The organism is Proteus sp. G2609, assembly GCF_963896135.1.
In the GTDB taxonomy this organism is placed as follows: Bacteria; Pseudomonadota; Gammaproteobacteria; order Enterobacterales; family Enterobacteriaceae; genus Proteus; species Proteus mirabilis.
Map to the genome: position 1 here is coordinate 14,477 of NZ_CAWQNB010000035.1, position 15,323 is coordinate 29,799.

General features: G+C 38.5%; 10 protein-coding genes. 8 read left to right on the top strand and 2 right to left on the bottom strand.

The annotated features are described in order from the left end of the window. Nucleotides 1-129 precede the first annotated feature (129 nt). The gene (pepN, locus tag AACV01_RS10635) at nucleotides 130-2,745 is read left to right on the top strand and encodes an aminopeptidase N (protein WP_017628415.1); all 2,616 of its coding nucleotides are present in this window, start codon (nucleotides 130-132) and stop codon (nucleotides 2,743-2,745) included. A gap of 161 nt (nucleotides 2,746-2,906) precedes the next feature. Here pepN and AACV01_RS10640 read toward each other — a convergent pair whose 3' ends face one another. Next, the gene (locus AACV01_RS10640) at nucleotides 2,907-3,938 is read right to left on the bottom strand and encodes a PDDEXK nuclease domain-containing protein (RefSeq protein ID WP_049201627.1); all 1,032 of its coding nucleotides are present in this window, start codon (nucleotides 3,936-3,938) and stop codon (nucleotides 2,907-2,909) included. Nucleotides 3,939-4,297: 359 nt separating this feature from the next. On the opposite strand from AACV01_RS10640, the gene pyrD reads away from it, so the two are divergent. Both pyrD and AACV01_RS10650 read left to right on the top strand, forming a co-directional pair. Further along, nucleotides 4,298-5,308 carry a quinone-dependent dihydroorotate dehydrogenase gene (gene pyrD, locus AACV01_RS10645; protein ID WP_004251935.1) on the top strand — a complete coding sequence of 337 codons (1,011 nt, stop codon included), beginning with the start codon at nucleotides 4,298-4,300 and terminating at the stop codon, nucleotides 5,306-5,308. Between the two features lie 213 nt (nucleotides 5,309-5,521). Further along, nucleotides 5,522-6,073, top strand: coding sequence for a cell division protein ZapC (locus AACV01_RS10650; protein ID WP_004244671.1), 552 nt, complete (start codon nucleotides 5,522-5,524; stop codon nucleotides 6,071-6,073). A gap of 266 nt (nucleotides 6,074-6,339) precedes the next feature. Here the strand turns inward: AACV01_RS10650 and AACV01_RS10655 are convergent, their stop codons facing one another. Next, nucleotides 6,340-7,482, bottom strand: coding sequence for a YcbX family protein (locus AACV01_RS10655; RefSeq protein WP_161682891.1), 1,143 nt, complete (start codon nucleotides 7,480-7,482; stop codon nucleotides 6,340-6,342). Between the two features lie 109 nt (nucleotides 7,483-7,591). On the opposite strand from AACV01_RS10655, the gene rlmKL reads away from it, so the two are divergent. From rlmKL to pqiC, 5 genes are all read left to right on the top strand, one after another. Next, entirely contained in the window at nucleotides 7,592-9,706 is a 2,115-nt protein-coding gene (rlmKL, locus tag AACV01_RS10660) for a bifunctional 23S rRNA (guanine(2069)-N(7))-methyltransferase RlmK/23S rRNA (guanine(2445)-N(2))-methyltransferase RlmL (RefSeq protein ID WP_004247681.1), read from the top strand. Between the two features lie 6 nt (nucleotides 9,707-9,712). Further along, nucleotides 9,713-11,644: an ABC transporter ATP-binding protein gene (locus AACV01_RS10665; protein ID WP_161682893.1), complete on the top strand. Its 1,932-nt coding sequence runs from the start codon at nucleotides 9,713-9,715 to the stop codon at nucleotides 11,642-11,644. A 92-nt stretch (nucleotides 11,645-11,736) separates the two neighbouring features. Further along, the gene (gene pqiA, locus AACV01_RS10670; RefSeq protein ID WP_004247682.1) at nucleotides 11,737-13,026 is read left to right on the top strand and encodes a membrane integrity-associated transporter subunit PqiA; all 1,290 of its coding nucleotides are present in this window, start codon (nucleotides 11,737-11,739) and stop codon (nucleotides 13,024-13,026) included. Then, the gene (pqiB, locus tag AACV01_RS10675; protein WP_004244676.1) at nucleotides 13,019-14,671 is read left to right on the top strand and encodes an intermembrane transport protein PqiB; all 1,653 of its coding nucleotides are present in this window, start codon (nucleotides 13,019-13,021) and stop codon (nucleotides 14,669-14,671) included. Before pqiA ends, pqiB begins: the two co-directional genes overlap by 8 nt. Then, nucleotides 14,671-15,243 carry a membrane integrity-associated transporter subunit PqiC gene (gene pqiC, locus AACV01_RS10680; protein ID WP_004244677.1) on the top strand — a complete coding sequence of 191 codons (573 nt, stop codon included), beginning with the start codon at nucleotides 14,671-14,673 and terminating at the stop codon, nucleotides 15,241-15,243. Before pqiB ends, pqiC begins: the two co-directional genes overlap by 1 nt. The last annotated feature ends 80 nt before the right edge of the window (nucleotides 15,244-15,323 follow it).

Here is a 15,323-nt window from a genome sequence, read left to right on the forward strand (position 1 = left end):
TATCCCATTAACATTCTATTGACTTTTAATGTGCTCAATTGAATATTCGACTAGCTAAACCATTTTTTGACGAGTAAGCTTTGGTTATATAACCGTAAAATAGTCGTGTTAACTAAAAGGCTTTTTTCTATGACACAACAAAGAATTGCTAAATATCGTAAAGATTACCGCGCCCCAGATTACACCATCACTGATTTGCATCTTGATTTTATCTTAGATAAAGAAAAAACACAGGTTACTGCTATTAGCCAATGCAAGCGCTTAGCGACAACGGTAACGCCGTTGGTGTTAGATGGGGAAGATTTAACATTAAAATCTATTTTTGTTAATGATGTTGCTTGGACACACTATAAAGAAGAAAACGGCAAACTCATCATTGACCAATTGCCTGAACAGTTTACGTTAAAAATTATTAATGAGATTAACCCATCAGCTAATACCGCGTTAGAAGGGTTATATGTTTCTGGCGATGCGCTATGTACACAGTGTGAAGCGGAAGGTTTCCGTCATATTACTTATTATTTAGATAGACCGGATGTTTTAGCGCGCTATACCACCACGATCACTGCAGATAAAAAACAGTATCCTTATCTATTATCTAATGGTAACCGTGTTGCACAAGGTGATCTTGAAGATGGTCGTCATTGGGTGACTTGGGAAGATCCGCATCCTAAACCCAGTTATCTCTTTGCATTAGTGGCGGGAGACTTTGATGTATTACGCGATACATTTAACACTAAAAGTGGTCGTGAAGTTGCTTTAGAGTTATTTGTCGATAAAGGTAATCTTGATCGTGCTGATTGGGCGATGACATCACTAAAAAATGCCATGAAATGGGATGAGTCACGCTTTAATTTAGAATACGATCTCGATATCTATATGATAGTCGCCGTTGATTTCTTTAATATGGGAGCAATGGAGAATAAAGGGCTTAATGTCTTTAACTCTAAATATGTTCTTGCTAAAAGCGAAACAGCAACAGACAAAGATTATTTAGGGATTGAATCTGTTATTGGCCATGAATATTTCCATAACTGGACAGGTAACCGTATTACTTGCCGTGACTGGTTCCAATTAAGCTTAAAAGAGGGACTAACGGTTTTCCGTGATCAAGAATTTAGCTCTGATTTAGGCTCTCGCTCAGTTAATCGTATCAATAACGTGCGTGTTATGCGTACAGCACAGTTTGCCGAAGATGCAAGCCCAATGGCTCATCCAATTCGTCCAGATAGTGTGATTGAAATGAATAACTTCTATACCTTAACGGTATATGAAAAAGGGGCGGAAGTGATCCGTATGATCCACACGCTACTCGGTGAAGAGAAATTCCAAGCAGGTATGCAGATGTATATTCATCGTCACGATGGTAGTGCAGCGACCTGTGATGATTTTGTACAAGCGATGGAAGATGCCTCGAATGTTGACCTGACTTTATTCCGTCGTTGGTATAGCCAATCAGGTACACCGGTATTGACTGTACGTGATAGCTATGACGCACAAAAACAGCAATATACATTAACTGTCAGCCAAATGACGCCACCAACGGCAGATCAGGCGGAAAAACAAGTTCTACATATTCCGTTAGATATTGAATTATATAATCAACAAGGGGAGGTTATCCCTTTACGCTCACAAGGTCAGCCGGTTTCTAATGTATTAAATGTGGTGAGAGAAGAGCAGCAGTTTATTTTTGATGATGTCGCTCAACAGCCAATTCCTTCATTATTGCGAGAATTCTCTGCGCCAGTAAAACTTGATTATCCTTTTACGGATGAGCAACTCTCATTCTTAATGAAACATGCACGTAATGCTTTTTCTCGTTGGGATGCGGCGCAATCTTTATTAGGGCGTTATATTAAAGAAAACGTTTCGCGTGTTCAAAAAGGGCAGCCATTAATTTTACCTGAAATGGTGATTGATGCTTTCCGTGCTGTATTGCTTGATAAAGATATCGATCCTGCCTTGGCGGCACTTATTCTGACATTACCTACCGATGTTGAAGCGGGTGAAGCTTTTGCTATTATCGATCCTATTGCTATTCATCAGGCCTTAGGTTTTATTCGTAAAACTTTAGCCACTGAAATGGCTGATGAGTTCTCTGCGGTTTATCACTCAATGCATATCGGTGCTTACCGTGTCGATCATGGTGATATTGCTAAACGTGATTTACGCAATGTCTGCTTGGGTTATTTAGCCGTTGAAAACCAGCAAACGGGTAATCAATTGGTTGAAGCGCAATATCACAATAGCGATAATATGACCGATGCACTCGCGGCCTTAAATGCCGCAGTAATGGCACAATTACCTTGTAAAGAGGCACTATTACAAGAGTTTGATGATAAATGGCATCAAGATGGCTTGGTAATGGATAAGTGGTTTAGCTTACAAGCAATGAGTCCGGCAACTGATGTATTACAAACAGTACGCAGTTTGCTATCACATCGCTCTTTTACTTTAGCTAACCCAAATCGTACTCGTGCTTTAATCGGTGCGTTTGTGAATAATAACCCTGTGGCTTTCCATGCAGAAGATGGCTCAGGTTATTTATTATTGACTGAAATTCTGACTGACTTAAATAGCCGAAATCCACAGGTTGCATCTCGTCTTATTGAGCCGTTTATTCGTTTGAAACGCTATGATGCTAATCGCCAAGAGAAAATGCGTGCCGAGTTATTAAAGCTAAAAGCCCTTGATAACTTATCAGGTGATTTATATGAGAAAATCACTAAAGCATTAGCAGATTAACACTATATCGCTATCACTAAGTAAGTGATAAGAAGGTATTAAGTTAGCATGATAATTAGATCCCCAGCATATTCTGGGGATTTTTTATGGTAAGTATTTCATACAAAAAATTATAATGGTTTAATAATATGTATTGAATAAAAGCTAAGGGGTTATGACTATTATTCAAATAATTTTTGGCGTTCTTTTTCTAATTGTAAAATTAATTCTTTTTCGCTTGGTAATTCAAGCATATATTTTGAAGCGAATAGCTGTTTACTTTCATTTAGAATGGAGTATTTGGCTACTGTGTGATTTTTTTCAGTGCAAAGAATTAGTCCTATGGTTGGATTATCATCATGACGGCGTTTTTTCTCTTCATACATGCGGACATACATATCCATTTGCCCAACATCTTGATGGGTGAGTTTATGCATTTTTAAGTCTATTAACAAAAAGCATTTTAAGTGAAAGTTATAAAAAACTAAATCAATATAGAAATCACCATCATTAGTACTAATACGTTGTTGTCGTTCGACAAAAGCAAACCCTTTTCCTAATTCGAGTAAGAATTCTTTTAGGTTTTCTATTAAAGTTTGTTCTAGTTTATTTTCTTGCAGGATACTACTAGGTAGTCCTAGAAAATCAAAAATATAGGGATCACGTAAATAATCTTTGACTGAAGTTGCGAGTTCAGTAGTTTTTTGTTTTCCTTCAGCTAATACAGGATAAATACTTTGCTGTTTCCCCTGTGTTGAAAGTAATCGTTCATAATATAATGTGCTAATTTGTCTTTCTAATGCACGGGCGGACCAAGATTGTGTAATTGCTTCATCTATATACCATTGACGGGCGAGTTCATTCTTTAGTTTTAGTAGCGTTCTATAATGAGTCCAACTTAATTCGTGACGCACTGCGTCACGAATTGGAAATGTGAGATAAAATTTCCTCATATATCGAAGATTTGAGGTATCAAACCCTTTACCAAATTCTTTTGTTAATTCAGCTGATAAAGTTTGTAAAACTCTTTTTCCAAATTTTGCTCGATTATCTCCATGTTGTTCATCTTCAACAATTAAACGACCTATTTCCCAATATGTTTGTACCATTATGCTGTTTACTGCTTGTACTGTGTTTTTTCTACCTTGTATCAAGAGGTTTCGAATATTCGTAAGTAAAGGGGGGGGCGTGTTAATGGTTTTTTTATCGTTCATAAAGTAGTTTCCATTTTTGAGTATAAAAGACTCTTTTACTCAATTTACTATCCAAGTTTAGCGCTACTGAATTGCTAGGATTTAACTAGTGTTATATTGCTCAATAATTGTAGAAAACTTTATTTATTGATAAATATGAAAAAAATCTTAAATATTGATTTTTTTTTAAGTTTTTTTGAGATGTTACATCATCTTAATGAAAGGAGAATTGTGCGAGGGACATCATAAACTGGGGATTTTTTATGGTGAATTGTGCAATTGAAACGTTTACTTTTCGTGCTTTTATCTATATGATGCTCGACGCTTAAATCGTCGTAGACATATCATTCCTAATACCCGATATTCTCAATGGAGATCGTATGTATTATTCCTTAGTAAGGAAGGCATTGTTTCGGCTAGATCCTGAACGTGCCCATGATTTTACCTTTCGTCAGTTAAAACGCTTATCTCATTCCCCATTTCAATTTCTTATTCAACAATCACTTCCTGCCAAACCCGTTTCTTGTATGGGACTTTCATTTAAAAATCCTCTCGGTCTTGCCGCCGGCCTTGATAAAAATGGTGATTGCATTGATGCATTAGGGGCAATGGGGTTTGGGTTTATTGAAGTGGGTACTGTTACACCACGAGCACAAGTAGGTAATGACAAACCGCGTCTCTTTCGCTTAGTAGAAGCTGAAGGCTTAATTAATCGAATGGGGTTTAATAATTTAGGGGTTGATAACCTAATAGAGAATGTAAAACAATCTCAATATGGTGGTGTGCTGGGTATTAATATCGGTAAAAATAAAGATACCCCCGTAGAGCAAGGAAAAGATGATTACTTAATCTGTATGGAAAAAGTTTACCCTTATGCAGGTTATATTGCGATTAACATCTCTTCACCTAACACCCCCGGCTTACGGACACTCCAATATGGTGAAGCATTAGACGATTTATTATCTGCGATTAAAAATAAACAACTTGAGTTACAAGGGAAATATCAAAAATATGTGCCTGTGGCCGTTAAAATTGCCCCTGATCTTACTCATGAAGAATTAATCCAAGTTGCAGATAGCTTAGTGCGTCACCATATTGATGGCGTAATTGCGACCAATACAACATTAGACAAATCATTAGTGAGTGGATTAGATCACTGCAATGAAGCCGGTGGATTAAGCGGTCGTCCGGTTCAATCAAAAAGTACACAAATCATTCGACAACTAAATGAAGAGTTAAAAGGCGCTTTACCTATTATTGGGGTAGGGGGGATTGATTCATTGACTGCCGCACGCGAAAAAATGGATGCAGGTGCTTCTTTAATACAAGTCTATTCAGGATTCATTTATCATGGTCCTGCACTTATAAAATCTATAATTAATCATATTTAATTACATTCAATAATCAGTTAAGGGCTTTTCTTCTGCCCTTAACTCGTTTATATTGCCTCTAGTTGATTATTTTTTATTAAATGGCAGTGATTGTGCTTAATTAATAAAAAATGAACCCTGTTTTTGTTAGGTGGTATTAAATATTTTATTTAGGTTATTTAATATTGAGTATCAGAGAAAAAAGCAGGTAATAAATCGAAGGGGGAATAATTAGTGATAATAAAACCCGATGATCGCTGGCGTTGGTATTTTGATGACGAGCAACAAAAGTTGATGCTCGATTTAGCTAATGGAATGATTTTTCGTAGTCGTTTTCCAAGTAAAATGCTAAGTGCAACTGCTCATCAATCATCACCTTTTACTGTTGATGATGCTGCTCTTTATTATGGATATGATGAGCAAATCCGCCAGATTGATATGCCTTCTGAGTCGCGAGCAGAATTAGCGTTAAATGCATTAATAGCCCATCGTTTTTTAAAGCCATTAATGCCTAAGAGCTGGTATTTTGAAGTGAGTCATTCATCAACCCGCCCTTATTTAGCTCAAGTGGTGGAAGCCGCATTGAAAGATAGCAATGAAAAAGTGCTTTTTTTAGTGGCGGAAGTGGGAGAGCAAGCCTGTTTATGCTTATTAGCCCAGCCTCAGTTAGCATTATTTGATAGAACACTAACGTTTTGTGATCCACTAAAAATCATGAATGATCGGTTAAGTGAATATCATAAACAGTCTGAGCCAAGATCGTTTTTGTACGAAAAAGTCATCTAATAAAAGAGTAAAAAGGACTTACTCTTTTATTTTCACTTATTGTTTATAATATGCTAAAAACAATTGGCCTTAAACAACACTTCCTAAAATCAAATCTGCATTATTCTCTTTTTGCAACAAATTTATAAAAGTAAATAAAGTGAGTTTATAGTTAATTTAAAATTGGGTTATTGATGAGATAATTCTTAATTAGTATAGCAGATCATGCAAAATAAAAAGAAGATAAGGACAGTTTACCTTCTTTTTATTTGTGATAAAGATAAGCGTTATTTTTTATTAAGTGAAATTTTTACATTGCCTTTAGGAACACAACTACATGCGAGTATTCTGCCAGAACGTTTTATGGCACCTGCTTTTAATGCATTGACATCACCTTCATCTAATTGAATAACACATGAGCCACAAATCCCCGCACGACAACTATAGGGAATAGCATAACCGTGATTTTCCAGTTGCTCTAACAACACCTCTTGATTATTCCCAGCAAAGCTGATGCCATTAAATTCAATAGTGACAGCTTGTTTTGGCTCTTGAGCGGAGGCTGCTGTAACCGCATTGTCAGTTGCCGGTTCGGTTGTTTGCTCTGTTGTTTGTAAATAAGATTTCGCTTCTTTATAAGCTAATATTTCAACTTTATCCCCAACACGAATAATACCTGATTGGCGAATGATAATATTTTGACCAAAATCCACATCGCCTTTTTCATCTGTACGGAATGTTTGCAGTGTTGCTAACGGTTCTGTGGTAGGATGTTTAATGCCTTTATCGATACTGATAGTGGTCATAATACAGCGACTGCAAGGCTTGACTAAGTCCATGACGACAGAGCCAATACGGATTGTTTGCCAGCTATCTTCTGCAAAAGGTTTTGCACCTGTGATGATGATATTACCGCGAAATTGCTCAATATTGATTGAAGCTGGGCAACGCTGTTGCAGAGACTGAAATGAGGCTTCATTAATCAATAGATAAGGGTAACCGTCAGCGAACGAAACCGCGGTTTCAGGAGATTTTTTTACTCGACGTGTTGATTTTTCACCCGTCCAGCGAAGTTGTACATCCATGCCTAAATAGCGGCTGAACCATTGATTTATTTCATCTGGGGCAACATAAGCGGTAAAATGATTTCCCCACACTTCAGTTGGTTGTAATGAAGATTCAAAATCCTGATAAGTAATGGCAATTCCTTCACCATCGGGTGCTTGAATATAAATACCATTTGTCATTACAGTGGGAATAAAACACAGCAACAAAGGGTATTTACGTGCGGTGATAAATGTCCCCTCAGGGGTCGTTATCATAAAATCACGATCAAACGTGAAGCCGCTTTCACGGGCAAAGGCTTGAGAAAGACGAGTCCCTTTCATTGATTTTACAGGGTGTATATAAAGGCGTGATACGTTGATCATCAGTGCTCCCAAAAAGGTTTTATTATTTTTTTATCGTCAGTAACTTTATGACAACGTAATACAATTAGCTATAATGCCCAACAATTTTATTTTAGGTGGTAACAATATTATGCGCTCTCTGTTTGCCAGCACAGGCCGAGGTCTGGAAGAATTATTAAAAACTGAACTTGAACACCTTGGTGCCCAGTCTTGCCAGATTACGCAAGGTGGTGTCTATTTCCGTGCTGATGATAAAACCATGTATCAGTCTTTGCTCTGGAGCCGTTTAGCTTCTCGCATCATGCTTCCGCTAAATGAATTTAATGTCTACAGTGATCTAGATTTATACCTTGGTGTGCAAGCAATTGATTGGAGCGAAGTATTTACAGTTAATCATACTTTTGCTATTCACTTTAATGGCACTAATGATGTGATCCGTAATAGCCAATATGGTGCATTAAAAGCGAAAGATGCTATCGTCGATTCATTCCAACGTAAAATAGGGCAACGACCGGATGTTGCTAAACAATCACCGGATATTCGTTTAACTATACATCTACATAAAGAAAAAGCGTCATTATCTTTAGATCTCAGTGGCGATGGATTACATCAACGTGGTTATCGTGACTTAACAGGGCAAGCACCGCTAAAAGAGAATCTAGCCGCAGCGATTATTATGCGTTCAGGTTGGAAAACCGATACACCATTAATTGATCCTATGTGTGGCTCAGGTACTTTACTTATTGAAGCGGCAATGATGGCGACGGATTGTGCCCCCGCTTTAAATCGAGTCCATTGGGGTTTCCGTCATTGGTTAGGACATAATGAAGCGCTATGGAAAGAAGTCACTCATGAAGCATTTGCCCGCTTCCGTGAAGGTAAAAAGAATACTCAAGCGCGTTTTTATGGTTTTGATGTGGATAAACGCGTATTAGATATGGCAAGAGCCAACGCACGTCGTGCGGATGTGGCCGATTTAATTACTTTTACCCAAGGTGATGCAGCAAAACTGACTAATCCAGTATCCACAGGTGTTAAAGGGACGATTATTAGTAACCCGCCTTATGGTGAACGTTTAGAAAGTGAACCCGCACTCATTGCCTTGCATAGCCAGTTAGGACGAGCGGTAAAAGCCCATTTCCCAGGATGGCGATTATCACTTTTTAGTGCTTCTCCTGAATTGTTAAGCTGTATTCAGTTACGTGCTGAGCGTGAATTTAAAGCTAAAAATGGCCCGTTAGATTGTGTACAAAAAAACTATTTATTATCAGAAACACCTTCGACGATTAATACACGACTGGCGGAAGATTTTGCTAACCGTTTACGTAAAAATGAGAAAAAACTCGCAAAATGGGCAAAACAACAGCAAATTGAATGTTATCGCTTATATGATGCTGATTTGCCAGAATATAATGTTGCGGTAGATCGCTATGGCGAAAAAGTGGTGATCCAAGAGTATGCACCTCCAAAAACCATTAATGAACATAAAGCACGTCAGCGTTTATTTGATGTGATTAGTGCCACCATGGAGGTTTTAGCATTACGCTCTGATCAACTAATTTTAAAAACTCGTCAACGCCAAAAAGGTAAACAACAATATGAAAAAATGGCAGAGAAGGGTGATTTCTTTTTAGTTGATGAGTTTGGTGCCAAATTCTGGGTGAATTTAACCGACTATCTCGATACTGGACTGTTTTTAGATCACCGCATTGCCCGCAAAATGTTAGGTGAAATGAGCAAAGGAAAAGACTTTTTAAATCTCTTTGCTTATACCGGTAGCGCGTCAGTCCATGCTGGGTTGGGGGGAGCTAAAAGTACCACAACAGTAGATATGTCACGGACTTATCTTGAATGGGCTGAGAAAAACTTTCAAGCAAATGGATTATCAGGTAGACAACATCGTTTAATGCAGGCGGATTGCTTACAGTGGCTAAGCCAAAGTAATGAACAGTTTGATGTGATTTTTATCGATCCTCCGACGTTCTCTAATTCAAAACGCATGGAAAATACCTTTGATGTACAACGTGATCATATTGAATTAATGAAACATCTAAAGCGTTTATTAAGAAAAGGCGGAACAATTATGTTCTCAAATAATAAACGTGGTTTCAAAATGGATCATGAAGCATTAGCGAATATTGGGTTAACAGCAAAAGAGATAACACAAAAAACATTATCGCAAGATTTTGCACGTAACCGCCAAATACACAATTGCTGGCTATTAAATCATGCTGGTGAGGAATAATTTACAATGCCGTTAATTAGTTTGACTGGGGCTTATTTAGCGTTTAGTGATGCCCCTTTATTAGATAATACAGACTTGTTTATTGATGAAAATGAACGCGTTTGTTTAGTCGGTCGCAATGGTGCCGGAAAATCGACCCTATTAAGAGTGTTAGCCAAAGAGCAGCCCTTAGATGATGGGCAAGTGGTGTATGAACAAGATCTGGTGACTGCACGTTTACAACAAGATCCCCCCAGAGATATCGAAGGCACTATTTTTGATTTTGTCGCGCAAGGCGTTGCAGAAGATGCGCAATATATTACCGAATATCATCGTGTTTCAAAGGTAATAGAAACGGACCCTTCTGAAAAAAATCTTAATCGATTAGCTCAGTTACAAGAAGTGCTCGATAACCGTAATCTCTGGTTATTAGATAGCCGTATTGCTGAAGTACTGGAAAAATTAGGGTTAAATGGCGAAGCTAAGCTTTCCTCACTTTCTGGAGGATGGTTAAGAAAAGCCGCATTAGGGCGCGCATTAGTGAGCGCACCGAAAGTGCTCTTTTTGGATGAGCCCACCAACCATCTAGATATAGAAACTATCTTATGGTTAGAGAAATTCTTAAAGGATTTCCAAGGTAGCATTGTCTTTATTTCCCATGACCGATCATTTATTCGTAATATGGCAACCCGCATTATTGATTTAGATCGCGGAAAACTATCCTCATGGCCGGGAAATTACGATAAATATCTGGAAAGTAAAGAAGAAGCATTGCGTGTTGAAGAGCAACAAAATGCTGAGTTTGACCGGAAATTAGCGCAAGAAGAAGCATGGATACGTCAAGGGATCAAAGCTCGCCGGACTCGTAATGAAGGTCGTGTACGGGCATTAAAAGCATTGCGAGTTGAACGAAGTGAACGTCGCGAAGTATTAGGTAGTGCTCGTATGCAGGTCGAAGAAGCAACGCGCTCAGGTAAAATTGTGTTTGAATTAGAAGATGTTAATTATAGCATCGGTACGCGTAGGCTCGTTCGGGACTTCTCTGCAAAAGTACAACGAGGAGATAAAATTGCCTTAGTTGGCCCTAATGGTTGTGGTAAAACCACACTACTCAAATTGATGTTAGGGGATTTAAAAGCAGATAGTGGTCGTATTCATTGCGGCACTAAATTAGAAGTTGCTTATTTTGATCAACACCGTGCCACACTTGATCCTGATAAAACAGTGATGGATAACCTTGCAGAAGGTAAGCAAGAGGTGATGGTAAATGGTCGTCCTCGTCATGTTTTAGGTTATTTGCAAGATTTCTTATTTCCACCAAAACGTGCCATGACACCTGTTAGAGCACTTTCGGGGGGCGAAAGAAATCGTCTATTGCTTGCTCGTTTGTTCTTAAAACCAAGCAATTTACTTATTCTTGATGAACCAACTAATGATCTTGATGTTGAAACATTAGAACTATTAGAAGAGCTGGTGGATGCTTATCAAGGCACTGTGTTGTTGGTTAGCCATGATCGTGAATTTGTTGATAATAGTGTTACGGAGTGTTGGATCTTTGAAGGTGATGGCGTAATCAATAGCTATGTTGGTGGCTATTATGATGCGCAGCAGCAGCGGGCACAGTCTGTTTCTCTTAAAAATGAAGCGAATAAGTCACGTAATGCACCAGAAAAAACTGAAAAAGAGACTAAACCAAAACAGAACGCCAAAAAGGCTACACGAAGTAACAATAAGTTAAGCTATCATTTGATCCGCGAGCTTGAACAACTGCCCGCTAAACTGGAACGTTTAGAAGAGGAATTAGGTTGTTTACAAGAAGAAGTGGCTGCAGCTGATTTCTTTACACGTCCTCATGAAGAGACAGAAAAAGTGCTAAAAGCATTAGCTGATAAGGAAAATGAACTTGAAACAGCTTTTGATAGATGGCAAGAGTTGGAGATGATGCAAAACGGTGAATAACGTATGCCAACTCATAACGGGGCATAATGCCCCGTTTTAGTCTCTATACTTATTGTTGTTTATTGATTATCAAATAAATGAGAGGTGCCGTTGTGTGTTCGGGTCAACATTCTTGTCATGAAGAACAACATGAGCAAATATTGTGCCCTCAGTGCGATCTGGTAGTGAGTGTTCCTGAATTAGCCCAAGGAACCAAGGCGACCTGTCCACGTTGCCACACTTTGCTAACAGCACGTTGGCGACAACCTTTTTATCAGCCTGTAGCCTTGGCGATTAGTGCATTATTTATGTTGTTAATGGCTTGCCAATTTACTTTTGTCAGTATGGAAGTGGCAGGAATTACCAATAACATTACTTTAATGCAGATCCCAAATGTGATGTTTAGCGAAAATTATGTTGAGCTAGGCGCTTTCTTTTTACTCTTTGTACAAGTGGTTCCTGCTTTCTGCATGATAGCGATTTTACTGCTTTGTACACCCATTAAGCTGCCAAGAAAATTACAAATTTGGCTATCACGAATTCTTTTCCAATTAAAATCGTGGTGTATGGCAGAGATTTTTTTAGCCGGTATTTTAGTCAGTTTTGTCAAGCTAATGGCGTATGGTGATATCGGCTTAGGGTTAAGCTTCCTACCTTATGTACTTTACTGCTTATTACAAATTCGTGCATTTCAATGTTTAGATCGCCATACATTATGGGAAAAACTAGAATCGCGACCCGCTTATCCTAAAATTGAATCAGGTAAAACAGGTTTAAAGCAAGGGGTAAGATTATGTCGTTCTTGCACTGCTATTTTACCGGCTGATCAATATGAATGTAGTCGTTGTGAAGTAAAAGGGTATGCGAGAAAACCTCATAGTTTGCAATGGACGCTCTCTTTCTTAATTACTTCTTTAATTCTTTATATTCCGGCTAACCTATTGCCGATTATGGTGACGGAGTCGCTGGGTAATAATCTTTACTCAACCATAATGGCTGGGGTTATCTTACTTTGGGAAGATGGCTCATATCCTGTGGCAATGGTTATTTTTATTGCCAGTATTATGGTACCTAGTTTAAAAATGGTGGCTATCGGTTGGTTATGTTGGGATGCACATAAAGCCAAAGGAAAACGTGATCCGGCGAGAATGCACTTTCTCTATGAAGTGGTCGAATATGTAGGGCGTTGGTCAATGATTGACGTTTTTGTTATCGCTGTTTTAGCTTCATTAGTCAGAATGGGACGTCTGATGAGTATCTATCCCGATTTTGGTGTAGTGCTATTTGCATTGGTTGTCGTATTAACGATGTTCTCTGCAATGATGTTTGATCCTCGGTTAACATGGGATAAATGTACTGCCGATGATGATAAACCCATGATTAAGGAGCCTAAGGGTGACTGAAAAGAACGATACTGCTTTAACACAAGCAAAAATTAATAAACTGAAAAGCTGGTCTCCAGTTTGGATAATACCTCTTGTTACGTTATTGATAGGAGCTTGGATACTTTATTATCATTTCAGTCATCAAGGTCCTGAAGTCACATTAATAACCTATAATGCTGATGGTATTGAAGCAGGTAAAACTAAAATAAAGAGCCGCAGTGTTGATATTGGCTTAGTCGAAAGTGTGACATTAGATAGTAATTTTAGCCGAGTGATCATCAAAGCTCGTCTCGATAATGAAATGAAAGAGCTACTGCGTGCTGATACCGCTTTTTGGGTGGTTAAACCACAAGTGGGAAAAGAAGGTGTCACTGGTTTAGGTACTCTACTCTCAGGTGCTTATATTGAGCTACAACCCGGTTTAACAGGCAAAGAGCAGGATGAATTTAATTTATTGGACTCTCCGCCACTGGCCTCTCCAGATGCAAAGGGGATACGCATTAATTTAGTCAGTGAAAGAGCAGGCCAGCTTAATGCAGGTGATCCGGTATTATTTAGGGGTTATCAAGTCGGCTCGGTTGAGACGAGTGAATTTAATATTGAAAGCCGAGATATGCACTACCAGCTTTTTATCAAAGCACCTTATGACAAAATGGTCACGTCGAATGTTCGTTTCTGGAAAGATTCAGGCATTGCATTTGATATGTCATCATCAGGGGTTCGTGTTGAAATGGCTTCGCTTTCCACACTGTTTAGCGGTGGGGTGAGTTTCGATGTGCCTACGGGGTGGTTACCTGGTGAAGCTATTGCCCCTAAAACAGAATTTAAACTTTATGATAACGAAAAGAGTATTCAAAATTCGTTATATACCGATTACCGTAGCTATATTATGTTTTTCTCTGATTCTATAAGAGGATTACAAGCCGGAGCGCCAGTTGAGTTCCGTGGTATTAGAATGGGTACGGTTGTTCAAGTACCCTATTACACCCAAGAAATGCAACAATCGTTAGATAAAGATTTCCGTATTCCTGTGCTTATCCATGTTGAGCCGGAACGTTTTGCGAATGATGTAGGTGAAAGTTTTGATTTCGTAAAAGAGCTTTCTTCTGCTGCTAAAAATGGATTAAGAGCATCGTTAAAATCAGGCAATCTATTAACAGGTGCGCTGTATATTGATCTGGACTTTTATCAAGATGTTGAACCTTGGAAAGGGCCACAAACTGTTGCAGGATTACCACAAATACCCACAGTCAGTTCTGGTTTAACGCAAATTCAGCAAAAAGTGATGACTTCATTGGATAAGATCAACAATCTTCCTGTTGAGCCAATGTTGAAAGAGATGACCGCGACATTAACCGAAAGTCAAAAAGCGGTTGCTGAAGCGAAGGAAACTCTGAAATCATTAAATGCTATGATTGGTAGTGATGACTTCCAAAAACTGCCTAATGATATTCAACAGTCATTAAAAGAGATCAATCGCAGTATGCAAGGTTTCCAACCTGGCTCACCGGCATACAGTAAAATGGTTGATAATATGCAACGCTTAGATCAAGTGCTCAGAGAGATGCAACCGCTATTGAAGACCTTAAACAATAAGAGCAACGCATTAATTTTTGAAGCACAACAAGGTAAAGATCCTGAACCAAAGAGGGCTGAAAAATAATGAAATATATTATTGGGATCGCGGTATTGATGCTGACGGCTTGTTCAAGTGTGCCTGATAAAGCTTATTATCAATTACCTGATGTTTATCAAGGTGCAAATAATAAGGTTGTTACAACTACTGAGAGCGCAAAGCAAGATCAGATTTGGGTTCAGCCTATCCGTTTATCTGATATGTTAGTTAACACGGGCATTGTCTATCAAACCAGTGATATCAATTATACCGTTGCTAACCAACATTTGTGGATAAACCCGCTTGATCAACAGCTACAGCAAAATCTGGTTGTGGGATTAGCAAAAGAATTCCCTAATCGAGTGGTCTCGACACAACCTATTGAAGATAAACTTGCTAAATTGACTGTCAATGTTAATTATTTTCAAGGTCGATATGACGGCAAAGTGATTATTGCTGGTGATTGGATCTACACTCAAGGCAATAAAGTGATTAGTCAGCCTTTTTCTGTCGCGTTAACACAAACTGAAGATGGCTATCCGGCTCTGGTACGTACGCTAGGGGAAGGATGGCAGAATGTCGTCGCTGAGATCGCAAAAACAATTAAATCACAATATTAATTGTTTTATACAGTAATATAGGAATAACCAATGCCTGACTAAAATCAGGTGTTGGTTTTTTATTCGAGATAACGAGAGAA

Bases quoted from the DNA above. Each gene is read 5' to 3' on its own strand.
- pepN (WP_017628415.1), top strand. From the start codon at position 130: ATGACACAACAAAGAATTGCTAAATATCGTAAAGATTACCGCGCCCCA.
- AACV01_RS10640 (WP_049201627.1), bottom strand. From the start codon at position 3,938: ATGAACGATAAAAAAACCATTAACACGCCCCCCCCTTTACTTACGAAT.
- pyrD (WP_004251935.1), top strand. From the start codon at position 4,298: ATGTATTATTCCTTAGTAAGGAAGGCATTGTTTCGGCTAGATCCTGAA.
- AACV01_RS10655 (WP_161682891.1), bottom strand. From the start codon at position 7,482: ATGATCAACGTATCACGCCTTTATATACACCCTGTAAAATCAATGAAA.
- rlmKL (WP_004247681.1), top strand. From the start codon at position 7,592: ATGCGCTCTCTGTTTGCCAGCACAGGCCGAGGTCTGGAAGAATTATTA.
- AACV01_RS10665 (WP_161682893.1), top strand. From the start codon at position 9,713: ATGCCGTTAATTAGTTTGACTGGGGCTTATTTAGCGTTTAGTGATGCC.
- pqiC (WP_004244677.1), top strand. From the start codon at position 14,671: ATGAAATATATTATTGGGATCGCGGTATTGATGCTGACGGCTTGTTCA.